Consider the following 23142-nt stretch of genomic DNA (forward strand, 5'->3'; position numbering starts at 1 on the left):
AGCGATTATTGTTGCTTGAATCTCATGATATCGCGTCGTTGTTTCTTATCAGGACGCTTATCTGGATGTGGGCTACCGAGAGAATTAAGTTTGCGTAATTTGGCATTTTCTTCTCGATGTTTAATGCTGTCAGTGGTTTCTTTATAAAGTGTTTGTGCAATGGGTGCGCCACGGCGTTGATCTGATACGATCTCGATGATCACTGTGAGCTCTTCGTTGTTGCCTTGACGAAGTTTAATTTCAGCGCCAACTTCAACTAGTTTACTTGGTTTGGAGCGTTGGCCGTTATATTGAACTTTACCGCCATCGACCATATTACGAGCAATAGAGCGTGTTTTATAAAAACGAGCTGCCCAGAGCCATTTATCGAGCCTGATGCCATCGCTAGTATTGGATTTGGAACTCATTATGGGTACCTAATGTCTTAGTATCTGCTTATGTAAATGGTGTCGAGATATTTTTTTTCAATCTTTTTGGGGGGAATTAATCAAAATTTGTATCCAATTAGGGTCATTACTGAAAAATAATGCTCTAATATAAGGTCGATTTATTGGATAACGTGATGTGGCTTCGAGGAATAATAAGAAAACGAAATCATTATCAGTAATTGTATATTGTTATTTTATAATTTATTCAAATGTCGCTATTTAATTGTTTTGCAGACATAGAAAGGAAGATCAGAGTCTAATGAGAGCTAATATGAAAATTGAGAGGATGTCTCAATATTGGTCAGCATACCAATCTGCGATTTCAAAAGGGTTAACTGTTACTTTGGTGGCTTGTTTTGCGTGGATATGTGGAGCTCTTTTTTGGTCTATGTTAGCACCACAAACATCGGTTTCTCAATGGGAGCCAAAAGCATCATCAATAAACTCACTAGCAAAGAAAAATAATGATGAGGATTCATTATCTGGTTTATTAAATGGCCAAGTCTTTGGGTTATTTAATCCAAGTAAGAAAATAGAACAACCCAAGGCCGTTGAAATTAAAGATGCACCTAAAACTCGTCTTAATCTTACATTATCTGGTGTTGTGGCAAGCTCAAACCCTGCGTTAAGTTTAGCCGTGATCGCGAATCGTGGTAAACAGAATACCTATGGCCTTGAAGAAACGATTGATGGTACACAAGCGACAGTGAAAGCCATCAGTGTTGATCGTATTATTATTGCAAATAATGGTCGTGATGAAACCTTAATGCTAGAAGGGGTGAAATACAGCAAAATATCTACTGAGCGTAATGCAACAGGTAGTTCAGGTACTGTATTAGGCAATAATCGCCAAAATTCAAATCAAGATGAATTAGACCAAATTCGTCGGGAGATGGCTCAAAATCCACAATCGGTACTGAAATATATTCGTCTTTCACAAGTGTCGAGCAATGGCAATATTACAGGTTATCGAGTTAACCCAGGTAAAGATCGTAAATTATTTGATTCGGTAGGCTTAAAGCCTGGTGATATTGCAACTAGTTTAAATGGGATTGATTTAACTAACCCATCAGCCATGAGCGCATTGTGGAAAAATATGTCAGAAATGACAGAGCTTAATTTAACCGTCCAACGTGATGGACAATTACATGACATTTTTATCGGGTTATAAGCGCTCAATAAAGAAATGAATAAGGGTATGTTGTGAAAAAGTGGATAGGCAAGGGAGCCTTATTACTTGCGAGTAGCATGGTGTGGACATCAGCCATCGCAAATGATTTTAGTGCAAGTTTTAAAGGGACAGATATTCAAGAGTTTATCAATATTGTTGGTCGTAATTTAGAGAAAACCATCATTGTTGATCCTTCTGTTCGAGGCAAAGTAGATGTACGTAGTTATGATCTATTAAATGAAGAGCAATATTATCAATTCTTTCTTAGTGTATTAGAAGTGTATGGGTATGCCGTCGTTGAAATGGATACTGGCATTCTTAAAGTCATTAAAGATAAAGATGCAAAAACATCGGCGGTTCCAGTTCTGGGAGCAAAAGACAATATCACTGGTGATGCTGTTATTACCCGAGTGATTGCAGTACGTAATGTTTCGGTGCGTGAGCTTTCCCCTTTATTACGACAGCTGAATGATAATGCTGGAGCTGGTAACGTTGTTCATTATGATCCAGCTAACATCATTATGATTACTGGCCGTGCTGCGGTAGTGAATCGTCTTGCTGAAATCATTGAACGTGTTGATCAAGCGGGTGATAAAGAAGTTGAAGTTGTTGATTTGGACAATGCTTCAGCCGCTGAGATGGTGCGTATCGTTGATGCTTTAAATAAAACGACGGATGCGAAAAATACCCCTGCCTTCTTACAACCAAAATTGGTTGCAGATGAACGTACCAATTCAATCCTTATCTCTGGTGATCCTAAAGTTCGTAATCGTCTGAAAAAATTGATCAAACAGCTTGATGTTGAAATGGCGACCAAAGGCAATAATCAGGTTGTTTATTTACGTTACGCTAAAGCCGAAGAGTTAGTTGATGTATTAAAAGGGGTTTCAGATAATTTAAGCGCAAGTAAAGGCACGAGTAAAAAAGGCAGTTCAAATAATCGCAGTGATGTGATGATTGCAGCTCATGCTGATACTAATGCGTTAGTAATTACTGCGCCGCCAGATGTTATGCGTGCAATGCAAGATGTGATTGCTCAGTTAGATATTCGTCGTGCTCAAGTATTGATTGAGGCCTTGATCGTTGAATTAGCCGAAGGTGATGGCGTTAATTTAGGCGTACAATGGGGTAACTTAGAAACTGGGGCTATGATCCAATACAGCAATACCGGTGCATCAATTGGCGCCACCATGGTTGGTTTGGAAGAAGCGAAAGATACGACAACCACTACTGCTGTTTATAATGATAAGGGTGAGTTTGTTCGAAATGAAACCACTACAGAACAAGGTGATTACACAGCTCTTGCTTCTGCGCTTGGCGGTGTACAAGGTGCTGCTGTTAGTGTGCTGATGGGAGATTGGGCTGCATTAGTTACTGCGGTTTCTACTGATTCAAATTCAAATATTTTGTCCTCTCCAAGTATTACCGTAATGGATAATGGTGAAGCGTCATTTATGGTCGGTGAAGAAGTTCCTGTATTAACAGGAGCAACGTCAGGCTCAAATAATGATAATCCATTCCAAACCGTTGATCGTAAAGAAGTGGGTATTAAGCTAAAAGTCGTACCACAAATCAATGAAGGTAACTCAGTTCGTTTAGATATCGAGCAAGAAGTGTCTAATGTACTAGGTGCAACGGCAGTTGATGTGCGTTTTGCTAAGCGTCAATTAAATACATCTGTAATGGTTGAAGATGGGAAAATGTTGGTACTGGGTGGTTTGATTGATGAAAAAGCAATGGAAAGTGAATCTAAAGTTCCTTTCTTAGGAGATATCCCTTTTCTAGGTTATCTATTTAAATCGACTACTACTAAAGTCGAAAAGAAAAACTTAATGGTATTTATTAAACCGACTATTATTCGTGATGGAATGACGGCAGATGGTATCACTCAGCGTAAATACAACTATATCCGTGCAGAGCAACTGTATAAGGCAGAGAAAGGCTTAAAACTAATGGATGACGGCCTTATTCCAGTATTGCCTAAATTTGGTAAGGAAGTTATTCACCCAGCTGAAATCCAAGCATTTTACGAACAATTTAGAGAAAATAAGGAAAAGTAATGGCGGATACCTTATTTCCTGAATCTTTAGCAATACTGCGTTTGCCTTTTTCTTTCGCAAAAAGGCATTCGGTGGTTATTGAATCTAGTTCTGATGGTTGGTTACTGTATTATGCAGTAATCCCTTCCCCAATGGTTCTGTGTGAAATCCGCCGAGTATGCCAGTCGGGCTTTTCATTAATTCAATTAACTAAAGATGAATTTGATACTAAAGTCACACAGGTATATCAACGCAATTCTTCAGAAGCTCAGCAACTAATGGAAGATATTGGTGCAGATAATGATGACTTTTTCTCTTTAGCAGAAGAGTTACCAGATAATGACGACTTGTTAGAGTCAGAAGATGATGCTCCTATCATCAAATTGATCAACGCTATGTTGGGTGAAGCGATTAAAGAAGGGGCGTCAGATATTCATATTGAGACGTTTGAAAAAGTATTATCCATCCGCTTCCGTATTGATGGTGTATTACGTGATGTCTTAAGTCCAAGCCGAAAACTTGCTCCTTTATTGGTTTCTCGTGTCAAAGTTATGTCTAAGCTCGATATTGCAGAGAAGCGCGTGCCACAAGATGGTCGTATTTCTTTACGCATTGGTGGTCGAGCGGTGGATGTTCGTGTATCGACAATGCCTTCCTCACATGGTGAGCGTGTGGTAATGCGTTTATTAGACAAGAACGCTACGCGCCTAGATTTAAACAGTTTAGGTATGGAAGCCAAGAACCATCAAAACTTCCAACATATTATTAAACGACCTCACGGTATTATCTTGGTGACGGGCCCTACGGGTTCAGGTAAATCAACCACCTTGTATGCGGGATTAGGGGAATTAGACAGCACTCAATCCAATATTTTAACCGTAGAAGATCCAATCGAATTTGATATTGATGGCATTGGGCAAACGCAAGTAAACCCAAAAGTAGACATGACATTTGCTCGTGGGCTACGTGCCATTCTTCGTCAAGATCCCGATGTAGTTATGATTGGTGAGATCCGTGATTTAGAAACCGCAGAAATTGCTGTTCAAGCCTCTTTAACGGGTCACTTAGTGATGTCGACACTTCACACTAACACCGCGGTTGGTGCGATTACTCGTCTTCGTGATATGGGAATTGAGCCTTTCTTAATTTCTTCTTCTTTATTGGGTGTTCTTGCTCAACGTTTGGTGCGTACCTTATGCAAGGAGTGTAAAACCCCTTATCAAGCCGATAGTGAGCAGAAGAAACTTTTTTCTTTATTGCCATCGGATGATCTCGTGCTCTATAAACCTACCGGTTGTGAACACTGTAATAGTAAAGGTTATCGTGGGCGTACCGGTATTCATGAATTACTGGTAGTCACTGAAAAAGTACAAGAACTGATTCATAAAGAAGCCGGTGAACAAGAGATCGAAAAAGAAGTGCGTAAGAATACGCGTGGTATTCAGCAAGATGGTTTATTAAAAGTTCAACAAGGTATTACTACGCTAGAAGAGGTGATGCGAGTCACTCGGGAAGGGTAAATGGCAGCATTTGAATACAAAGCCCTCGAAAAAAATGGCAAACACAAAAAAAAGGCGTAATGGAGGGTGATAATGCTCGCCAAGTGCGTCAACGTTTAAAAGAACAAGGTATTATCCCTGTTGAAGTGATTGAAACCAAATCTAAACAACAGAAAAGTGCATCTCAAGGTTTAAGTTTTAAGCGTGGTATTAGCGTTAATGATTTATCGTTGATTACACGCCAACTTGCGACTTTAGTTCAAGCGGGTATGCCACTCGAAGAGTGTCTGAAAGCCGTCGCAGAACAGGGTGAAAAAGCACACATTCGTAGCATGATGATGGGGGTTCGTTCAAAAGTGATTGAAGGGTATCCATTAGCGGAAAGTTTTGGTGAATACTCTCATGTGTTTGATGATTTGTTTTGTTCAATGGTTGCTGCGGGTGAAAAATCAGGTCATTTGGATACGGTATTAAATCGCTTAGCAGATTACGCTGAGAACCGTCAAAAGATGCGTAGTAAATTACAACAAGCAATGATTTATCCAATCATGCTGACGTTAATTGCGATAGCCGTTATTTCCTTTTTGCTTGCTACTGTGGTGCCTAAAATTGTCGATCAGTTTGTGCAAATGGGACAAGGGCTACCAACTGTAACTGAAATATTACTGGCTGCCAGTAATTTTGTTGTTCACTGGGGGCTTTTGGTTGTTGTTGCTGTTGTGCTGGTGCTTGTTGGGGTGAAGTGGTTACTTACCAAGCCACATTTACGTCTAGCGTGGGATAAGAAAATTTTACGACTTCCTGTTATTGGTAAGGTGGTTCGTGGTTTAAATACCTCTCGTTTTGCTCGAACATTATCCATTTGTACTTCAAGTGCGATCCCATTACTGGATGGCATGAAAGTCGCCGCAGATGTAATGAGTAATAAGTATTTTAAACAACAAGTATTAGAAGCTGCTGATAATGTTCGCGAAGGGGCAAGTTTACGTATCTCTCTTGAGAAAACCAAATTGTTTCCACCAATGATGCTGCATATGATTGCTAGTGGTGAGCAAAGTGGTGAATTAGAGCAAATGCTAACGCGCTCGGCAGATAATCAAGACCGTGATTTTGAATCATTAGTAAACATGGCATTAGGTATTTTTGAACCCTTACTTATTGTCTTCATGGCAGGGATCGTACTCTTCATTGTAGTTGCGACCTTGATGCCAATTATCGAATTAAACAATTTGGTGGGGTAGCATTCACTGCTATCTATTTTTCTTTTTATTTATATATGAATTTTTAACGTTAGGAGTTATTCCATGCAAGTCAATTCAGCTCAACGTAAACAAGGCGGCTTTACTCTTTTAGAAGTCATGGTTGTTATCGTTATTCTTGGTGTGTTAGCGAGCTTAGTTGTTCCAAACTTACTGGGTAACAAAGAGAAGGCCGATCAACAAAAAGCGATCACTGATATAGTAGCACTAGAAAACTCATTAGATATGTACAAGCTAGATAACAGCGTGTACCCATCAACAGATCAAGGTTTAGAAGCATTAGTATCTAAACCATCAGCAACGCCTGAGCCTCGTAATTACCGTGCTGACGGTTATATTCGTCGCTTACCAAATGATCCATGGGGCAATGAATACCAGTACTTAAGCCCTGGTGATAACGGCACAATTGATATCTTCTCATTAGGTGCGGATGGTCAAGAAGGCGGTGAAGGTGCTAATGCAGATATTGGCAATTGGAACATGCAAGACTTTCAATAAGTCATAAGCTTCATAGTTAGATAAGAGCAATGATGAAAATAAAACGTGAGGTTGGGTTTACCCTAATCGAAATTATGTTGGTATTGGTGCTGCTGTCGGTGAGTTCGATGGCGGTTATCATGAGTTTACCTGAAAGTAGTGACGATCAACTTGAAGAGCAAGCCTCACGTTTTTATCAGCTAGTACAACTTCTTAATGAGGATGCTTTACTCAACGGGATGGATTACGGCATCTACTTTAGTCAAGAGCGACAAGAATATCGCTTTATGACCTTAAAGTCAGATGGTTGGCAGCCTCTTGAGGAAAGTCGCTTTTTTACCGAAGTGAAAATGGAAGATGACATTACCTTCGAAATGGAACTCGGCGGCTCTGCATGGGCTGACGATGACCGTTTATTTGAACCGGGCTCGTTGTTTGATGAAGAGATGTTTGCTGACGTTGAAGAAAAGAAAAAGCCGAAACCCCCTCAAGTGATGGTGTTATCAAGCGGAGAAATGACCCCATTTATTGTTCGTTTTTTACCTGCTAATGAGCGTGGTAATGTAGATGATAAAATGTGGTTAATTAAAGTGGATGAATCCGGTGTGATCATTTTAATTAAGCCAGGGGAAGAGATTGATGAGTAATTCTTCATCAAGTCGTCGAGCATTAAATAAAGGCATGACTCTGCTTGAGGTGTTGGTTGCTCTGGCTATCTTTGCTACGGCAGCCTTGAGTGTACTTCGTTCTGTGACTCAACATATTAATACGTTAAGTTATTTAGAAGAAAAAACGTTCGCCTCTATGGTGGTTGATAACCAAATGGCATTAATGATGTTAGATAAACCGCCAACCTCGATTAAAAAAGGGGAAACAGAATTGGCAGGCCAAACATGGTATTGGACTATCGCACCAGTAAAGACGACGTCTGATATTTTAAAGTCGGTTGATGTGTCTGTTGCGACAACCAAAGATCAACAATCTCCCTTATTAACGGTAAGAACCTATGTTGCGCCGTAGTTCTAATCAGAAAAAGTCTCGAGGCTTCACGCTTATTGAAGTGATGGTCGCGATCTCAGTGTTTGCCACCTTAAGTTTTTCTGCCTATCAAGTATTAAACCAAGTACAGCGCAGTAATGAACAGTCATTAGAAAAAAGTAATCGCATTAAAGCCTTACAACGCAGTTTGGTTTTTTTAGATAATGATTTTCGTCAGATTGTTGCTCGTCAATTCCGTACTCATGGTGAAAAAGTATCTGATAAATTACTTGTCGCAGAAGAATATCTTTTAGAGTCCGAGTCTCAAGGTATTCTCTTTGTGCGTTTAGGCTGGAAAAACCCTCAAAATGCTTTTCCTCGTGGTGATCTTACCAAAGTTGGATATCGTTTAATTGAAGGTACAATTGAACGGCTGTGGTGGCGCTACCCTGATACTCCGGTAGGACAAAAACCAGTCGTTACCCCGTTAATTGATGGGGTTGAAGAACTTAAGTTTGAATTCTATGACGGTAAAAAATGGCTGAAAATATGGGAAGTAAAAAATAAGCTGCCTAAAGCGGTTAAAATGATAATAACCTTTAAAGATTATGGTGATGTAGAGCGTATCTATTTAACTTCTGGTTCAAAAGTCGAAAGTAGCTCAAGCCAAAGTGGTGATGCTTCAAGAGATGAAGGTGAATCATGATAGTAGGTAAAAGATCGAATTTTACTCCGTCTGCAAGTAAGCAAAAAGGTGTTGCTCTTATTGTTGTGCTATTACTGCTTGCCATTATGGCAACGATAGCAGCACAAATGTCAGAACGTCTATTTATTCAATTTCATCGTGCGCAAAATCAAGTTAATCACCAGCAAGCATATTGGTATTCTGTTGGTGTAGAAGCGTTAGCAAAAACAGGTATCGAAGAAGCATATAAAGATGGTGATACTATTAATTTAAGCCAAGTGTGGGCAACAGAAGAAACCATTTATCCATTAGATTATGGTGAAGCGTTTGGTGGAATAAAAGATAAACAAGCGTGTTTTAATTTAAATGCGCTAAGCCAAGTAAAACCTAGTAGTGACCCTTCTCAGCGCCCATTTTTAGTAAAAGTATGGATGAATTTATTAGAGTCAGTTGAAATAGAAAATTATTTAGCGGAAGTTATTGCTGACTCTACGTGGGAATACCTCGATGAAGATGACATGGTTCGATCTATGTCTGGTGTAGAAGACAGCACGTATCAATCTTTTAAACCTGCTTATTTAGCACCCAATAGTTGGATAGGTGATGCTAGTGAGTTGCGTGCTATTAATGGCGTAACAGCTGAAGTTATCGAGAAAGTTTCATCGTTAGTTTGTGCTATACCAAGTGATAATTGGTATTTGAATATAAATACACTAACACCTGACAATGCCAATGTATTAGTTGCTTTATTCTCACCTAATTTAAGTGAGAGTGATGCTAGAAGTTTATTAGAAGATCGACCGTTTGATGGTTGGAACAGTATTGATGATTTTCTTGCCGAAAGTGTGATCAGTCGAATCGATGCCAAAACTCGCAAACAAGCGAAACCTTACTTGTCGGTTAGTAGTCAGTTTTTTGAGTTAGATGCTCAAGTATTAGTAGAAGATTCGCGCGTACGTGTGCGTTCTTTATTGCATAGCAGTGATAAAAAAGTGGTGAACGTTGTCCGTCGCCAATATGGAGGAATGAGTGAGCGAACATCTGATAATAAGGCTGAATAGTCAGCCATCAGATCCCATTCAATGGATAGTCTGGTCACCAGAAAATAATGAAGTAATCGCTTCTGGAGAGTTGAGTCCTGCAGAGGATCTTAGTTCGTTATTGAAATATAGCGAGCAACGAATGGTCTCAGTGCTTTTACCAAGTAGCGACATAGTATTAAGAGAAGTCGCAATACCAGAGGGCGCGGCTCGACAGTTTTCATCAATGCTACCTTTTATCGTCGAAGATGATTTGGCACAAGATGTAGATGAGATGCACATTGTTATTTTGAGTAAAACAGCCAAGCTTGCTCAGGTAGCTATTGTTGAGCATCAAAAAATGACAACGTGGATTGAACAGCTTGCTGATGCGGGTATTCATACTAAACGCTTGATCCCTGATGTATTAGCATTGCCTTTGCATCATGACGGTGTGTCTATGGTTGAGCTTAATCGACAGTGGTTATTACGTTTTGATGAGTATCAAGGAGCTGTCGCAGAATCCGAATGGATGCCGATGTTAATTGAGGGCTTAGTAGTAAATACAACGGCTTCTTCAGAAGAAGAAAATGATCCCGACGAAGGAGAGGTTACTTCAGATTATATTCTTCATAGTTATTCTCCTTGTCAGGTTAACGTAGCAAACACCAAGTCGGTGCAAGAACCCCCAGAGCTTGTGATGCAACTTTTAGCTGAGGGATCGTTACGCACTAAAGTGAACTTACTTAGTGGTCGATATCGCCCTCAATCTTCATGGCGTAAACATTGGCGAATTTGGCATAAGGTGATTTTAGCATTTGGTTTGGTCATGGTGGCTTTTGTTGCTCAGCATATTGCAGAAGTACAAAGATTAGAGCAACACAGCATTGCATTGCGGGCCGAAAGTGAACGTGTTTTTAGAGATATTTTCCCTGGGAAACGTAAAATTCCTACGGTTAGTTATTTAAAATCTCAAATGAAAAAAGAAGAAGTACGCTTACAAGGTGGATCGGGTGGTGATGATCTATTAGCTTGGATGTCTGAGTTAGCTCCTTATTTAGTTAAAGTACCTCAAGTGAAATTACAGAGCTTAAAATTTGATGGTAAACGCGATGAATTACGCCTACAAGCCAGTGCATCAGATTTTCCATATTTTGAGCAATTAACGTCAGAATTAAATAACAAGTTTGATGTTGAGCAAGGGCAATTAAATAAAAATCAAGGCCAAGTGTTTGGTGCGATTATTATTAGGAGAAAATAATGAAAGCCTTAATGACCTGGTGGCAAAGTATCTCACCACGAGAGCGAGTACTCGTTGGTGGTGGCAGTATTGCATTATTGGTAGCAGCCGTGTATTGGGGAGGAATAAAGCCTCTAAACGATCGTGCTGAAATTGCTCAAAACCGAATTAATAGCGAGAGAAGCTTATTAACGTGGGTGCAGAAAAAAGCGGACACGATAGTGACTTTAAAAGGAGGATCATCAACCTCTCAAACTTCTATTCAGCCAATGAATCAAGTGATCCCAAGCAGTACGCGTCAATTTAAGATTGAGTTGATCCGTATGCAGCCTCGTGGTGAGCAAATGCAAGTATGGATAAAACCGTTACCGTTTAATTCATTAATTAATTGGTTAGCGTATTTACGTGATTCACAAGGCGTTAATATTCAATTTTTAGATATCAACAAAACAGACGTAGAAGGAATGGTTGAAGTGAATCGTCTACAGTTAACGAGAGAAGCGTCATGAAGTTTAAATTACTAATTGCGACGGTTTTTTCTACTTTTTTTACGTTGAGTGCATTACTTCATGTGCCAATCCAATGGATTGTTGATCAAGCCCCTAAAGTTAGACAATTAAAATTGACTGGGTTATCAGGTACGCCATGGAAAGGACAAGTTGATTCATTATCGTGGCAGCGAATTAATTATGGTCAAGTTCAATGGCAAATTGACCCATTAGCAATTTTAAAAGGGCACGCAGTTTTCTCTGTGCGCTTTGGTCGTGGTAGTGAGCTAGACTTACGTGGTAAAGGTACGATCGGATATAGCGTATCAATGGGTGCATATGCTGAAAATATGGTGATTTCTTTTCCAATCGCTAATGTGATGAAGAGATTACCAATGGCTATTCCCGTTTCATTACAGGGGCAAGCTGAGATTAGTGTTGAATATTTCCAACAAGGTCAACCATGGTGTAAGCAAGCAACAGGGGAGGTGGTTTGGTCTGGAGGTGAAATCATTTCACCGCTAGGTAATATAAACCCAGATACTGTGATAGCTGATGTAGCTTGTATTGATAATAAAGTGACAGTAAAAAGTAGGCAGTCATCGAAAGATGTAGCAAGCCAGTTTGATGTGGTATTGAATCCGAATCAATCTTATCAAGTGAATGGATGGTTTAAACCAGAAACACATTTTTCACCAAGTTTAAGAAGTCAGCTTAAATGGCTAGGCAAGCCGGATGCAAAAGGGCAATATAAAGTGACTTATTCAGGACGTCTGTAAGGAAATACGATGGCTAAAAAACAGTTGCCGACGATTTTAGATAAACGCATTAAAGCACAATCAACATTGTTTTGTATTGAGTCGGTGGATTTACGTTTCTCTAATGGCGTTGAGCGTACTTACGAAAGAATGAAACCGAGTGGACGCCATGCTGTGATGATGGTGCCAGTGACAGAGCAAGGCGATTTACTTTTAATTCGAGAATATGCTGTTGGAACAGAAAGCTATGAATTAGGATTTCCTAAAGGCTTAATTGATAAAGGTGAAACGCCATTAGAAGCAGCAAATCGAGAGCTAAAAGAAGAAATTGGCTTTGGGTCTAAGGCATTAACACCATTAAAAGAATTGGTATTAGCACCATCGTATTTTTCAAGCAAGATGACATTATTTGTAGCTGAAGACTTATATCCAGAGCAGCTTGAAGGCGATGAACCCGAGCCGTTAGATATTGTTCGCTGGCCTTTGGCACAAGCGTCAGAGTTATTACATCATCTTGATTTTTCAGAAGCGAGGTGTATTAGTGCATTATTGCTTGCTCAACAATTTTTAGCAAAGGAGTAATATTGATGAATTCGACACTTTCTCATCTGCTACCAGAGGTGATCAATATTGCACGCGCATCAGGTCAGCTTATTCTTGATATTTATGAAAAAGGTGATTTTGAAGAATTTACTAAATCGGATGATACACCAGTTACCAGTGCCGATTTAGCCGCTCATAAATTAATAATGGAAAAACTGTCTCAATTGACGCCAGATATCCCAGTCTTGTCAGAAGAAGACGCTGATATTGCATTAGAACAGCGAAAGAAATGGGATCGTTATTGGTTAGTTGACCCACTAGATGGAACCCAAGAATTTATTGCCCGTAGTGGTGATTTCGCTACGATTATAGCTTTGGTTGAAAATAATCGTCCGGTAATGGGGGTGGTTTATGGCCCTGTTTCTGGTGTTACGTATTACGCTTATGAAGGTAAAGGTGCTTGGAAAATCCCGGATATGGATGAAAGTATTCGTATTAGTACCTTAAAACATGAAGATGAAAAACAACCAATTGCAATAGCTATCAGCCGTCGCCAAGACATAAATAATATTACGCGTTGTATGAGTCCTGAATGGAATTATGATTTAGTTCCTTTAGGTTCAGCTGCCTTAAAAGCGTGTTTGGTTGCTGAAGGTGCAGTAGATTGCTATTTGCGCTTAGGCCCAACAGGTGAATGGGATACAGCAGCAACACAATGTATTGTTCAAGAGGCTGGAGGTCGTATATTATCGACAGAACTTGAACCACTTTCTTATAACGAAAGAGAGTCGCTAGAGAATCCGAATTTTATTGTATTAGGTGATGAGAATTTACCTTGGAATAAAATATTAACATGCAAATAATTTGCTCCAATCTTGATAAATCAATTATTAAGGTTGGTATAATTTGAGGGTGCTACTCGAAAACAATTCGTTTTCAGAGTACAATCCTTAATCATACTAATTTAGTCAGGTATTACTTGTGTCTTCAATCAATATTACTGAAAGTGCCCAAGAGCATTTTGCAAAACTTCTAGCACAACAGCCAGAAGGGACAAACATCCGTGTATTCGTTGTGAATCCGGGCACTCAAAACGCAGAGTGTGGTGTTTCTTATTGCCCACCAGAAGCAATCGAAGCGAATGATACTGAGCTGAAATTTGAAAAGTTATCAGCGTATGTTGATGAGTTAAGCTTACCTTTTCTTGAAGATGCTGACATTGATTATGTTACTGACAAAATGGGCTCTCAATTAACATTGAAAGCACCAAACGCAAAAATGCGTAAAGTAAACGATGATGCACCTTTGTTTGAACGTGTTGAATACGCAATTCAAACTCAAGTTAATCCACAGCTTGCTGGTCACGGTGGTCACGTTAGTCTGATGGAGATCACGGAAGCAGGCATTGCAATCGTTCAGTTCGGTGGTGGTTGTAACGGTTGTTCAATGGTAGATGTGACTCTAAAAGAAGGCATCGAAAAAGAACTGCTAGTTCAATTTGAAGGTGAACTGACAGCAGTTAAAGATTTAACTGAACATGATCGTGGTGAGCACTCTTACTACTAAAAGTTTTGCTTAATCAACGAGTTAAAAAGGTGAGTGGGTACTCACCTTTTTTGTGTCTGTTGTTTATGAGAGTAATATTATACCAATCGTAGTAAATAACTGTTCACCCTAGCCTTTTTCCTGCGCTATTTCTAATCACTTACTTACTGTGTTCGGTATTATTTATGCGTTTGAATAAATCTCTCGTTCGCCTAACCAACGCAGAACAATAGCTTTAGCATTGTCAGGGTAATTATCATGTAAGTGACGTGCAATGCGTTGTACTTCAGGAATTAAATGCTGATCTCGAACCAAGTCTGCAATTTTAAAATCAGCCAGTCCGGTCTGTTTTGTTCCCAGTAATTCACCTGGTCCTCGGATTTCTAAATCCCGTTGGGCAATCACAAAGCCATCATTACTTTCACGTAGAACACTCAAACGTTTTTGTGCTGTTTTTGATAGCGGAGAATGATAGAGCAACACACAATGACTGGCGACAGAACCTCGACCCACTCGACCACGCAATTGGTGTAATTGAGCTAAGCCTAAGCGTTCTGGGTTCTCTATGATCATTAAACTAGAGTTGGGGACATCAACACCCACTTCAATAACCGTAGTGGCCACTAACAAGTGAAGCCTACCTTCCTTAAATTCTTGCATGATTTGTTGCTTTTCTTTTGACTTCATTCGGCCATGAACCAAACCAATATTCAGTTCTGGCAATTGTAAGCGTAGTGCGTCAGCAGTATCAGAGGCAGCTTGTGCTTCAAGAACTTCGGAATCATCGATTAAGGTACAAACCCAGTACGCTTGTCGTCCATCATTCACACAGGCGCTTCTTACTTTATTTACGATTTCATCGCGTCTTGTATCTGGCAAGGCAATAGTTTGAATAGGCGTTCGACCCGGAGGAAGCTCATCAATTACAGAGGTTTCTAAATCAGCATACGCGGTCATTGCCAAGGTTCTTGGAATAGGCGTTGCCGTCATGATCAATTGATGTGGGTAAGCACCATCTTTCTTGCCCTTCTCTCGTAGCTCTAAGCGTTGGTCAACTCCAAAGCGATGTTGTTCATCAATAATGACTAAAGCAAGGTGATGAAACTCAACGTGTTGCTGAAACAGTGCGTGAGTACCCACTATCATTTTAGCCTGACCACTGGCAATGCGTGCTAATTCTTTCTCTTTTGCTTTACCTGTTAGTTTTCCTGCTAACCAGCCGACAGGAATACCCATGCTTTCAAACCAATGACCAAAGTTTACTGCGTGTTGCTCTGCTAATAATTCGGTGGGTGCCATTAAAACGACTTGATAGCCATGTTCAATTGCTTGTACGGCTGCTAATGCGGCAACTAAGGTTTTCCCAGAACCAACATCCCCCTGAACTAAACGCATCATTGGGTGTGGTTTTGTTAAATCTTGTTCTATCTCTGCCACAACACGTTGTTGAGCTCCGGTAGGCGTGAAAGGCAGTTGGGCTAATAACTTTTGTTTTAAGTCAGATACTGTCGCCAGTGGTAATGCATTTTCTTGTTGGCCTTTACTTCGAATTGAAAGCATTGAAAGATTTTGAGCTAATAATTCTTCCATAATTAAACGTTGTTGAGCTGGGTGTTTCCCTTCGTCAAATGCATCAAGATTAATTGAAGGGTCAGGGCGATGAATAATGTGTAGTGCTTGGCTTAGGGTAATTTGGTTATTATATAAACCTTGAGGTAATAACTCAGTAACAGCTGTTTTATCGAGCAACTCTAACGCTTGATCGGTCAAACTGCGTAGTGTGTTTTGACGTAGACCATCGGTTGTTGAATAGACTGGCGTTAATGTGGCTTCTATATCTAAAGGTTTAGAAGGGGTATGAAATTGATATTCAGGATGAACAATCTCTAAACCACTTCCACCACGCTTAATTTCACCATAGGCATGAACCAGTTTTCCTTCATTGAAACTGTTTTTCATTCCGGCATTAAAATTAAAAAAACGTAAGGTAATGGTTCCGTTGCCGTCGCTAATTTTGACTAACAGCATTTTTCGTTTGCCAAATTGCATATCACAAGACATGATTTTGCCTTGCACTGCTGCAAATAAACCAGAATGAACTCGTGCCATTGGGTAAACACGAGTTCTGTCTTCATAGCGAAGAGGAAGGTGGAATAATAAGTCTTGAATAGTGACCAACCCAATTTTTTCGAGCTTTTCTGCTACCTTGGCTCCAACACCAGAAAGAGAGGTTAATGGAATAGCAGAAAGCATTGCGTTGGTCATAGTGAATTTCCTAGAGTTAATCTCGCTTTAAAGCAAAGTGATGAAATTTTCGCCCTTGATAGGTCATTATACCTTTATCTCCAGGATTTAGAGCATGAAAATAGTGAACGCCTATTTCAAATTCTCTTTTTGGTCCGAATTTTCCTTTCTGCACGTATATCCAAAACTCTTGGTCTTCCTCTCCGGGCTGTGTGTCTGGGATTTCTACTATTTGTTTATCTAGAATGGTCACTTCTGCTTTCATCTCAGGGGCGTTATCACCCAAAATAAATTTAGTTTGAAAGCGTTGGAATAACACTGCGGCAATCAAAATAAATACGATCAAAAGAATAATATAAGTAACTGGCATGATTTTCCTTAAACTTGCAAGATAAGTACATGTGAACATCAATACTTTAACGTGGTCTATATCGATAGATAATGAATATTTGTTCAGTTTGTGTCGGCTTTCTAACTATTTTATATATATTATTTATTAACGTATAAAATGAAGTGTGAACTGAGATCTGACTCGAATACTCTTAGTAAATTATCCCCTATTATTTTATGAAGTAGGATAAATCTAAGAGATTTGGCATTGGGTGAATGGAAAGAGAAATCTAAAACGAAGGATTAGGAGAGTGAGATGTCTGATATTGATCTTGTTGTAAAACAAAGTAGAAAAATTGAATCTTTATTAAAAGCACATTATCACGCAGAAGGAAAAGGACTTCATCAACTTGTTACCAGTTGTGAGGAACGTTTGCCCCATGAGGTGATTGGAAAATTACGATTTATTGCAACTATGAGAAATAAGGTAGTGCATGAAGATGGGTACAAGTTAGAAGATAAATCAAGTTTCAAAGATGCATGCAATGAAATGGTTGATATTTTGACTCCAAGAGCCAGTCGTTTTTTATGGAAACTTGTTGGTGTGATTGTTTTGTTGTCAACGTTAGTATCTGTATCTATCTATATGATTCATTGGGATAATATTAAGAACTTTTTTTGATTGTTTTATTTTTAGCATAAAAAAACGGACGCAGAAGCGTCCGTTTTTTTATATAAACTTATTTGAATGTAGATTAGTACATCATTGGCAGGGTCATTAGTCCAACAACTACTGCGATCATCATAAGTCCTTGTTTTTGCGATGAAGTAATCATTACTATTCTCCTTTAATGTATTCTCTCATTGCTTGTTAAATAGAATACCATCATTTTCAGTCTTTGATCAAGTGCTGATTCCTCTAAAGCTTAAAAAAATAACTTTTCTATGACATTTTCGGCTGTTTTTACCTTGGTAAGGGTATGCTTTTGTCTGTTGATATTATGCATTATTATGTTTCATTTGTGTTAACTTGATTTAAGTTGTTGATTTTGATGTCATTTGCCCATTTTTTTTGTGTTTGATAATTAATCTAATATTTTACTGGTTATTTTGATGCGTAGGCTCTCTGTGTTGTGGTTTTACTTCTTTTATGTTTTTTATAAACTTTTTTCTTGGTGTTTCAGTGAGGTTTAAAGAGTGCGAGATTCTAGTTAAGGATTATTTTTATTTAAAAGAGTATATTTAAAGCTATGTTTTTTCTTGGATGTTTTTATAAATTTAGCTTTTTGGTTTTTTAATCTATTGTTTTTAAATGATTTTTTGTATTTTTGTTTGATTGTTTTTTTATTCGGTGAGTAAGTGTTATTTAAACTAGCTTTGCTTTTGCTCTGTTGGTCTTATTTGAAGTGATAAAGGTGGTTATGAAGAGGTTGGATTTGAATTGTTTATTTACTATGAGCTGAATCATAAGAGCTAATTGGTTTTCTGTTACTCTGTACGAACCTATGTAGCTGTTTAATTAGAAAAAGAGATAGATAATGAAACAAGATATTCACGGTCATGTAGTTCTCAATATGTTATTGGATACTAATGTACCTCTTTCTTATTTAGCATTAGAAGAGAAAATAGAAGCAGAGTTTGGTAGTGAGGTCTGCTTTCATACTTGTAGTCAGCAAAACTTAAGCTTAAGTGAATTGCTTGAATTTCTTTTATCTAAACGGAAAATTGTTGAAATTGAATCAGGGTTAATAGCAAATCCTGATCGTATATGTAATCACTAAATGTAAAAAGGTCGCAAGAAGTGCGACCTTTTTTGTTTACGGTATTTGTTATTAGATATGCGTAAAATAGCTGGTAATACCATCTAAGAACATTTGTACAGAAATCATCAGTAGTAACATCCCCATTAGCCTTTCAATGGCGGCGAGACCTTTTTCACCAACAATACGTTGGAATAGGTCTGAGAACATTAAGATAACGGTTGTCAGAGACCATGCGCCTAATAACGCTAAACTCCAGTCAAGCATACGTCCTGGTTCTTGGTGAGCAAGTAATAGTAACGTTGCGAGAATTGAGGGCCCAGCAATCATAGGAATGGCAAGGGGAACGATTAAAGGTTCATCCCCAGCACCTAAGCTCGCGCCTAATCCTCCTTCTGGTGGAAAAATCATTTTTAAGCCAATTAAAAATAGAATGATAGCGCCAGAAATAGAAACCGCTTCTTTTTTTAAACTTAAGAAATTGAGTATTTGTTCACCCATGAATAAGAAAGCCATCATAATTGCAAGGGCAATTAGCAATTCTCGAATAAGAATAATACGTCTTCTTTTTTTCTCTACGTGTTTAAGTATAGAAGTAAAAACAGGTAAGTTACCCATTGGGTCCATGATGAGAAAAAGCATAACAGCAGCGGAAAGGGTATCCATAAGTGAGTACCTAAGTTGGAGATTAAAAGAATGAAAAGATCATAACATAGATAGATATTTGATACGGGATAGAGCATGGAGAATAGGCAACAAAAAAGGAGCAATAAGTGCTCCTTAGTTATAGAGGGAATAATACGTGTTATTTATCCATCATGTGTTTTTTTCTGATGTCTAATAAGGCAAACACCCCAAAGATAAGAATCGACCACTTTTCCCATCGGCTCATTGAGATTTTATCGCCAAATGCACCAATAAAGATAAGCATTTGTAGACCGTGCATCATAAATAAAAATGCAGTCAGGATATAAAGTGCAATTGCGCCTTTTCCTGGAAATGGCATAAATAGGTTAAGTAATAATATTAACCAAACACACCCAAGTGCGATTTTGGTTAGAATAATCAATCCTTTCATCTATACTTCTCTTTTATATAATTTAAACGTGACCTGTCCAGCTGTTTTATCTCGATGTAAGTGCCAATGAGCAGGTACGGGCAATGAACTGAGTTCTTTTTCTGCTTCAATATATATCATGGCATTTGCTGCTAACCATCCATTCTTTTCTAATTTTGTTAGCGTTGTTTCTAATAAATCTTTTCTAAATGGAGGATCAATAAAGACCACATCAAATGGTGTTGCTACTTTATCTAAAAAGGTAAGTGCATCAATATGGTGAAGCTCGATATTATCAGCTTTTAAACTTTCTGAATTTTGTTTTAAGTGTGCATGAGCTTGTTTGTTTAATTCTAACATTACGACTTTTTCAGCACCGCGTGAAGCAGCCTCAAACCCTAATCCACCGCTACCTGAAAAAAGATCTAAACAGTGAGCATGGGGAATATCAAGGGCTAACCAGTTAAAAACCGTTTCTTTTACACGGTCGGTGGTAGGTCTTAAGCCTTCAGCATCATGGACTGGAAGTTTGCGTCCACGCCAACGTCCACTGATAATACGAATGCTTCCAGAGCGTCCATTTGTTCCAGAAGTGCGAGATGAATGTTGTTTACGTTTAAGCATAGATTTTTTGACCGCTAAGAAAGTGATAGTATACGAGAAAATTGTACCAATTTAATTCTAGGATTTCCCAATGACAGGCAAAAAGAAACGCGGATTATTGTCTTGGTTAGGTTTTGGTGATGAAGAAAAAGCCGAACAACTAGCCGTAGATCAACAATCAGTAGAAAGTACAGCAGAGAGTGTAGTTGAAGAGACTGAGCTTGAACAGCATAAAGCCGAGGAAGAAACGTTAACTTCAAATGAGGCTAATGATGAAGAGACAGCAGATACCTCTAAGATAGAAGAGATACCTGTTATCTCTCAAGAGGAAGAAACTGAAGAAAAAGAGTTTGAAACTTCCCCTGTAATTGAAGAGGTTCAAGCGAAACCAACAGAAAGCTTTTTTACCCGCTTAAAACGTAGTCTACAACGCACAAAAGAGAATATAGGCGCAGGCTTCTTTGGTTTATTCAGTGGTAAAAAAATTGATGAAGACTTATTTGAAGAATTAGAAGAGCAGTTATTGATTGCAGATGTTGGTATGGATACCACAACTAAAATTATTGAGAGCTTAACGGAAAAAGCAAGTAAACGTGATTTAAAAGATGGTGAAGCTTTATACGGCCTATTAAAAGAAGAAATGGCTGAAATTTTAGTTAAGGTTGAAAAGCCATTAGAAATTAATGAAAAGAACATGCCTCACGTTATCTTAATGGTAGGAGTGAATGGTGTTGGTAAGACTACGACTATTGGTAAATTAGCAAAACAATTCCAGAATGACGGTAAATCAGTCATTCTAGCTGCGGGTGATACCTTCCGTGCCGCAGCGGTTGAGCAGCTTCAAGTCTGGGGTCAACGTAACGATGTTCCTGTTATTGCGCAGCATACTGGAGCAGACAGTGCTTCTGTGATTTATGATGCAATTGAAGCAGCAAAAGCAAGAAAAGTTGATGTTGTTATCGCTGATACAGCAGGCCGTCTACAGAATAAAAGTAATTTAATGGAAGAATTGCGTAAAATTGTACGTGTGATGCAGAAAATTGACCCAACAGCACCTCATGAAGTGATGTTAACACTTGATGCCGGTACGGGACAGAACGCGATCAGCCAGGCTAAGTTATTTAGTGATGTAGCTCCAGTTACAGGTATTACTTTAACTAAATTAGACGGTACTGCAAAAGGTGGTGTTATCTTTTCAATTGCCGATCAATTCCAAATCCCAATTCGTTTTATTGGCGTGGGCGAAGGTATTGATGATTTACGTCCATTTGTGGCACAAGATTTTATTGATGCACTGTTTAGTCGTGAGGAATAATGCATGATTCGATTTCAGCAAGTGTCGAAAGCCTATCGAGGTGGCCGTCCAGCATTACAAAAAGTAAACTTTCATCTAAATAGAGGTGAGATGGCTTTTTTAAGTGGTCATTCAGGTGCAGGTAAAAGTACCTTGCTGAAGTTGATCTGTGCCATTGAGCGCCCTAGTGATGGCAAAATCCTATTTAACGGTCATGACATCACTAAGGTCTCAAATCAAGATATCCCTTTTCTACGTCGTAATATAGGGATTGTTTTTCAAGACCACAAATTACTAATGAACCGAACCATTTTTGATAATGTAGCATTACCGATGCGAGTTGAATCGGTTCGAGAAAATGATATTAAGCGTCGTGTATCAGCAGCCTTGGATAAAACAGGGTTATTAGATAAAGCAAAAAGTTATCCAATGCAACTCTCTGGTGGTGAGCAGCAACGAGTTGGTATCGCTCGTGCAGTCGTTAATAAGCCTATGTTATTACTGGCGGATGAACCAACAGGTAATCTAGATGCACAATTATCTCGCCAAGTTTTTAATTTATTTGCTGAGTTTAATCGTGTTGGAGTTAGCGTATTAATGGCGTCGCATGATTTGTCGTTAATTGGTGGAAATAAATATCGTCGTTTTGATTTACACCAAGGTTGCTTACGTGAGGTGGTTGATCATGGCTAAACGTAAGTCTAAAAATACTCAAGGTGCAGCCAGTGATGGCTTTTGGGCTACTCATAAAAAACAAGCAAGACTTTCTTTTAGAGAGTTATTACGCCGCCCATTAGGTAACTTATTAACGTTAGCTGTGATAGCTATGTCATTAACCTTACCATCAAGTATGTACTTACTAGGTAAAAACCTCACTATTGTGGCCTCTAAGTGGCAAGCGCCATCACAGGTTAGTTTATACTTACAACAAGATGTTTCAGAGTCAAAAGCTCAGAGTTTACGGGATGAGTTATCTAACTGGAAAGAGGTTGAGGCAGTTCAATACATCTCTCCACAAGAGGGATTAAAAGAACTCAGTGAGCACTCTGGATTTGAACAAGCACTGACGTTGTTAGATTCTAACCCATTACCTGCGGTATTGATCGTTTCACCTAAATCTGAATGGCAGGAAAAAGATCAAGTGAATCAATTGGTCGAACGATTTAAACGACAGTCTTATGTAAATGATGTTCGTTTGGATGATGATTGGTTAGTGCGATTAGATGCGATTAAACATGTGGCGGTTGTGGTCGCAAGTACATTGGCTATTCTAATGTTTGTTGCAGTATTCTTAATTGTCGGTAATACATTGCGTTTTAATGTATTAGAACAAAAAGATGAAATTCAAGTTATGAAGTTAGTGGGAGCGACTAATACCTTTATCTTACGTCCATACTTATATACAGGGATGTGGTTTGGCTTATTAGGTGGTTTTGTTGCTTGGTTACTAACCGCGATAATTACAGTGACATTGAATGGAGCAGTCGATAATGTCGCTGTACTTTATGACAGTGTATTTAGATTAGTAGGACTAACTTGGGATGAAAGCTTACTATTGTTAATGTTATCATCGTTTTTAGGCTTACTTGCTGCTCGAATTTCAGTATTACGTCATTTGAAAGAAATAGAGCCAGTGTGATGATCTAAGATCATTACTTTTACTTAAGATCTTCTTAAACCGTTAATTCTTTGAATTAGCGGTTTTTTTGTTATTTTTTTTGTTAA

General features: G+C 38.7%; 25 protein-coding genes and 1 pseudogene. 20 read left to right on the forward strand and 6 right to left on the reverse strand.

The window, feature by feature from the left end:
- Nucleotides 1–5: 5 nt before the first annotated feature.
- Entirely contained in the window at nucleotides 6–407 is a 402-nt protein-coding gene (hslR, locus tag ACU5DF_RS19320; protein ID WP_446713905.1) for a ribosome-associated heat shock protein Hsp15, read from the reverse strand.
- A 280-nt stretch (nucleotides 408–687) separates the two neighbouring features.
- On the opposite strand from hslR, the gene gspC reads away from it, so the two are divergent.
- The 15 genes and pseudogenes from gspC to nfuA all read left to right on the forward strand — a co-directional run bounded on the left by gspC (nucleotide 688) and on the right by nfuA (nucleotide 14150).
- Nucleotides 688–1599: a type II secretion system protein GspC gene (gene gspC / locus ACU5DF_RS19325; RefSeq protein WP_446713906.1), complete on the forward strand. Its 912-nt coding sequence runs from the start codon at nucleotides 688–690 to the stop codon at nucleotides 1597–1599.
- Nucleotides 1600–1631: 32 nt separating this feature from the next.
- Entirely contained in the window at nucleotides 1632–3659 is a 2028-nt protein-coding gene (gene gspD, locus ACU5DF_RS19330) for a type II secretion system secretin GspD (RefSeq protein ID WP_446713907.1), read from the forward strand.
- Nucleotides 3659–5158 (forward strand): type II secretion system ATPase GspE, encoded by a 1500-nt coding sequence (gene gspE / locus ACU5DF_RS19335; RefSeq protein WP_446713908.1) that lies wholly within the window; start codon nucleotides 3659–3661, stop codon nucleotides 5156–5158. The genes gspD and gspE overlap by 1 nt, the downstream gene beginning before the upstream one ends.
- Nucleotides 5159–6378, forward strand: a pseudogene (gspF, locus tag ACU5DF_RS19340) (type II secretion system inner membrane protein GspF).
- A gap of 63 nt (nucleotides 6379–6441) precedes the next feature.
- Nucleotides 6442–6894, forward strand: coding sequence for a type II secretion system major pseudopilin GspG (gene gspG / locus ACU5DF_RS19345; RefSeq protein ID WP_045103155.1), 453 nt, complete (start codon nucleotides 6442–6444; stop codon nucleotides 6892–6894).
- Between the two features lie 32 nt (nucleotides 6895–6926).
- Nucleotides 6927–7520 (forward strand): type II secretion system minor pseudopilin GspH, encoded by a 594-nt coding sequence (gene gspH / locus ACU5DF_RS19350; protein WP_446714280.1) that lies wholly within the window; start codon nucleotides 6927–6929, stop codon nucleotides 7518–7520.
- Nucleotides 7513–7893, forward strand: a complete 381-nt coding sequence (gene gspI / locus ACU5DF_RS19355) for a type II secretion system minor pseudopilin GspI (protein ID WP_045103153.1) — start codon at nucleotides 7513–7515, stop codon at nucleotides 7891–7893. Before gspH ends, gspI begins: the two co-directional genes overlap by 8 nt.
- Complete coding sequence (gspJ, locus tag ACU5DF_RS19360; protein ID WP_446713909.1) at nucleotides 7880–8557, forward strand: type II secretion system minor pseudopilin GspJ; 678 nt, start codon at nucleotides 7880–7882, stop codon at nucleotides 8555–8557. Before gspI ends, gspJ begins: the two co-directional genes overlap by 14 nt.
- Nucleotides 8554–9597 (forward strand): type II secretion system minor pseudopilin GspK, encoded by a 1044-nt coding sequence (gene gspK / locus ACU5DF_RS19365; RefSeq protein ID WP_446713910.1) that lies wholly within the window; start codon nucleotides 8554–8556, stop codon nucleotides 9595–9597. Before gspJ ends, gspK begins: the two co-directional genes overlap by 4 nt.
- The gene (gspL, locus tag ACU5DF_RS19370) at nucleotides 9566–10816 is read left to right on the forward strand and encodes a type II secretion system protein GspL (protein ID WP_446713911.1); all 1251 of its coding nucleotides are present in this window, start codon (nucleotides 9566–9568) and stop codon (nucleotides 10814–10816) included. The genes gspK and gspL overlap by 32 nt, the downstream gene beginning before the upstream one ends.
- On the forward strand, nucleotides 10816–11304 hold the full coding sequence (locus ACU5DF_RS19375; RefSeq protein WP_446713912.1) for a type II secretion system protein M: 489 nt from the start codon (nucleotides 10816–10818) through the stop codon (nucleotides 11302–11304). Before gspL ends, ACU5DF_RS19375 begins: the two co-directional genes overlap by 1 nt.
- A complete protein-coding gene (locus ACU5DF_RS19380; RefSeq protein ID WP_446713913.1) occupies nucleotides 11301–12062 on the forward strand; it encodes a type II secretion system protein N in 762 nt (253 codons plus the stop codon). Before ACU5DF_RS19375 ends, ACU5DF_RS19380 begins: the two co-directional genes overlap by 4 nt.
- 9 nt (nucleotides 12063–12071) lie before the next feature.
- Nucleotides 12072–12623 carry an ADP compounds hydrolase NudE gene (gene nudE, locus ACU5DF_RS19385; protein WP_045103148.1) on the forward strand — a complete coding sequence of 184 codons (552 nt, stop codon included), beginning with the start codon at nucleotides 12072–12074 and terminating at the stop codon, nucleotides 12621–12623.
- Nucleotides 12624–12628: 5 nt separating this feature from the next.
- Nucleotides 12629–13447: a 3'(2'),5'-bisphosphate nucleotidase CysQ gene (gene cysQ, locus ACU5DF_RS19390; protein ID WP_045103147.1), complete on the forward strand. Its 819-nt coding sequence runs from the start codon at nucleotides 12629–12631 to the stop codon at nucleotides 13445–13447.
- 118 nt (nucleotides 13448–13565) lie between these two features.
- Nucleotides 13566–14150 carry a Fe-S biogenesis protein NfuA gene (gene nfuA, locus ACU5DF_RS19395; protein ID WP_045103146.1) on the forward strand — a complete coding sequence of 195 codons (585 nt, stop codon included), beginning with the start codon at nucleotides 13566–13568 and terminating at the stop codon, nucleotides 14148–14150.
- A gap of 162 nt (nucleotides 14151–14312) precedes the next feature.
- Here the strand turns inward: nfuA and recG are convergent, their stop codons facing one another.
- A complete protein-coding gene (recG, locus tag ACU5DF_RS19400) occupies nucleotides 14313–16394 on the reverse strand; it encodes an ATP-dependent DNA helicase RecG (RefSeq protein ID WP_446713914.1) in 2082 nt (693 codons plus the stop codon).
- Nucleotides 16395–16410: 16 nt separating this feature from the next.
- On the reverse strand, nucleotides 16411–16743 hold the full coding sequence (locus tag ACU5DF_RS19405; protein ID WP_045103144.1) for a DUF2500 domain-containing protein: 333 nt from the start codon (nucleotides 16741–16743) through the stop codon (nucleotides 16411–16413).
- Nucleotides 16744–17019: 276 nt separating this feature from the next.
- On the opposite strand from ACU5DF_RS19405, the gene ACU5DF_RS19410 reads away from it, so the two are divergent.
- Both ACU5DF_RS19410 and ACU5DF_RS19415 read left to right on the forward strand, forming a co-directional pair.
- Nucleotides 17020–17385, forward strand: coding sequence for a hypothetical protein (locus ACU5DF_RS19410; RefSeq protein ID WP_045103143.1), 366 nt, complete (start codon nucleotides 17020–17022; stop codon nucleotides 17383–17385).
- An 856-nt stretch (nucleotides 17386–18241) separates the two neighbouring features.
- Nucleotides 18242–18484 carry a YecH family metal-binding protein gene (locus ACU5DF_RS19415; protein WP_045103142.1) on the forward strand — a complete coding sequence of 81 codons (243 nt, stop codon included), beginning with the start codon at nucleotides 18242–18244 and terminating at the stop codon, nucleotides 18482–18484.
- Nucleotides 18485–18535: 51 nt separating this feature from the next.
- On the opposite strand, the gene ACU5DF_RS19420 is transcribed toward ACU5DF_RS19415, so the two are convergent.
- The 3 genes from ACU5DF_RS19420 to rsmD all read right to left on the reverse strand — a co-directional run bounded on the left by ACU5DF_RS19420 (nucleotide 18536) and on the right by rsmD (nucleotide 20144).
- Nucleotides 18536–19129 carry a YhgN family NAAT transporter gene (locus tag ACU5DF_RS19420; protein ID WP_045103141.1) on the reverse strand — a complete coding sequence of 198 codons (594 nt, stop codon included), beginning with the start codon at nucleotides 19127–19129 and terminating at the stop codon, nucleotides 18536–18538.
- A 139-nt stretch (nucleotides 19130–19268) separates the two neighbouring features.
- Complete coding sequence (locus ACU5DF_RS19425; protein WP_045103140.1) at nucleotides 19269–19541, reverse strand: DUF1145 domain-containing protein; 273 nt, start codon at nucleotides 19539–19541, stop codon at nucleotides 19269–19271.
- A complete protein-coding gene (gene rsmD / locus ACU5DF_RS19430) occupies nucleotides 19542–20144 on the reverse strand; it encodes a 16S rRNA (guanine(966)-N(2))-methyltransferase RsmD (RefSeq protein ID WP_045103139.1) in 603 nt (200 codons plus the stop codon). It abuts the gene before it with no gap.
- Nucleotides 20145–20214: 70 nt separating this feature from the next.
- Between rsmD and ftsY the strand changes: the two genes are divergently transcribed.
- The 3 genes from ftsY to ftsX are packed head-to-tail and all read left to right on the forward strand — an operon-like array spanning nucleotide 20215 to nucleotide 23056.
- Nucleotides 20215–21438, forward strand: a complete 1224-nt coding sequence (gene ftsY, locus ACU5DF_RS19435; protein ID WP_446713915.1) for a signal recognition particle-docking protein FtsY — start codon at nucleotides 20215–20217, stop codon at nucleotides 21436–21438.
- A 3-nt stretch (nucleotides 21439–21441) separates the two neighbouring features.
- Entirely contained in the window at nucleotides 21442–22110 is a 669-nt protein-coding gene (gene ftsE / locus ACU5DF_RS19440; protein WP_045103137.1) for a cell division ATP-binding protein FtsE, read from the forward strand.
- Nucleotides 22103–23056 (forward strand): permease-like cell division protein FtsX, encoded by a 954-nt coding sequence (gene ftsX / locus ACU5DF_RS19445; RefSeq protein ID WP_045103136.1) that lies wholly within the window; start codon nucleotides 22103–22105, stop codon nucleotides 23054–23056. Before ftsE ends, ftsX begins: the two co-directional genes overlap by 8 nt.
- Nucleotides 23057–23142: the final 86 nt, after the last annotated feature.

It is taken from the genome of Aliivibrio wodanis, from assembly GCF_052920805.1.

What these genes read in the sequence shown, in the direction of transcription:
- ACU5DF_RS19420 (WP_045103141.1), bottom strand. Translation starts at nt 19,129, where the DNA reads ATGGATACCCTTTCCGCTGCTGTTATGCTTTTTCTCATCATGGACCCA.
- gspC (WP_446713906.1), top strand. Translation starts at nt 688, where the DNA reads ATGAGAGCTAATATGAAAATTGAGAGGATGTCTCAATATTGGTCAGCA.
- ACU5DF_RS19405 (WP_045103144.1), bottom strand. Translation starts at nt 16,743, where the DNA reads ATGCCAGTTACTTATATTATTCTTTTGATCGTATTTATTTTGATTGCC.
- ACU5DF_RS19375 (WP_446713912.1), top strand. Translation starts at nt 10,816, where the DNA reads ATGAAAGCCTTAATGACCTGGTGGCAAAGTATCTCACCACGAGAGCGA.
- hslR (WP_446713905.1), bottom strand. Translation starts at nt 407, where the DNA reads ATGAGTTCCAAATCCAATACTAGCGATGGCATCAGGCTCGATAAATGG.
- ACU5DF_RS19380 (WP_446713913.1), top strand. Translation starts at nt 11,301, where the DNA reads ATGAAGTTTAAATTACTAATTGCGACGGTTTTTTCTACTTTTTTTACG.
- cysQ (WP_045103147.1), top strand. Translation starts at nt 12,629, where the DNA reads ATGAATTCGACACTTTCTCATCTGCTACCAGAGGTGATCAATATTGCA.
- gspJ (WP_446713909.1), top strand. Translation starts at nt 7,880, where the DNA reads ATGTTGCGCCGTAGTTCTAATCAGAAAAAGTCTCGAGGCTTCACGCTT.
- ftsY (WP_446713915.1), top strand. Translation starts at nt 20,215, where the DNA reads ATGACAGGCAAAAAGAAACGCGGATTATTGTCTTGGTTAGGTTTTGGT.
- gspE (WP_446713908.1), top strand. Translation starts at nt 3,659, where the DNA reads ATGGCGGATACCTTATTTCCTGAATCTTTAGCAATACTGCGTTTGCCT.
- ftsX (WP_045103136.1), top strand. Translation starts at nt 22,103, where the DNA reads ATGGCTAAACGTAAGTCTAAAAATACTCAAGGTGCAGCCAGTGATGGC.
- ACU5DF_RS19425 (WP_045103140.1), bottom strand. Translation starts at nt 19,541, where the DNA reads ATGAAAGGATTGATTATTCTAACCAAAATCGCACTTGGGTGTGTTTGG.
- ftsE (WP_045103137.1), top strand. Translation starts at nt 21,442, where the DNA reads ATGATTCGATTTCAGCAAGTGTCGAAAGCCTATCGAGGTGGCCGTCCA.
- gspI (WP_045103153.1), top strand. Translation starts at nt 7,513, where the DNA reads ATGAGTAATTCTTCATCAAGTCGTCGAGCATTAAATAAAGGCATGACT.
- recG (WP_446713914.1), bottom strand. Translation starts at nt 16,394, where the DNA reads ATGACCAACGCAATGCTTTCTGCTATTCCATTAACCTCTCTTTCTGGT.
- ACU5DF_RS19415 (WP_045103142.1), top strand. Translation starts at nt 18,242, where the DNA reads ATGAAACAAGATATTCACGGTCATGTAGTTCTCAATATGTTATTGGAT.
- ACU5DF_RS19410 (WP_045103143.1), top strand. Translation starts at nt 17,020, where the DNA reads ATGTCTGATATTGATCTTGTTGTAAAACAAAGTAGAAAAATTGAATCT.
- nudE (WP_045103148.1), top strand. Translation starts at nt 12,072, where the DNA reads ATGGCTAAAAAACAGTTGCCGACGATTTTAGATAAACGCATTAAAGCA.
- rsmD (WP_045103139.1), bottom strand. Translation starts at nt 20,144, where the DNA reads ATGCTTAAACGTAAACAACATTCATCTCGCACTTCTGGAACAAATGGA.
- gspG (WP_045103155.1), top strand. Translation starts at nt 6,442, where the DNA reads ATGCAAGTCAATTCAGCTCAACGTAAACAAGGCGGCTTTACTCTTTTA.
- gspH (WP_446714280.1), top strand. Translation starts at nt 6,927, where the DNA reads ATGAAAATAAAACGTGAGGTTGGGTTTACCCTAATCGAAATTATGTTG.
- gspK (WP_446713910.1), top strand. Translation starts at nt 8,554, where the DNA reads ATGATAGTAGGTAAAAGATCGAATTTTACTCCGTCTGCAAGTAAGCAA.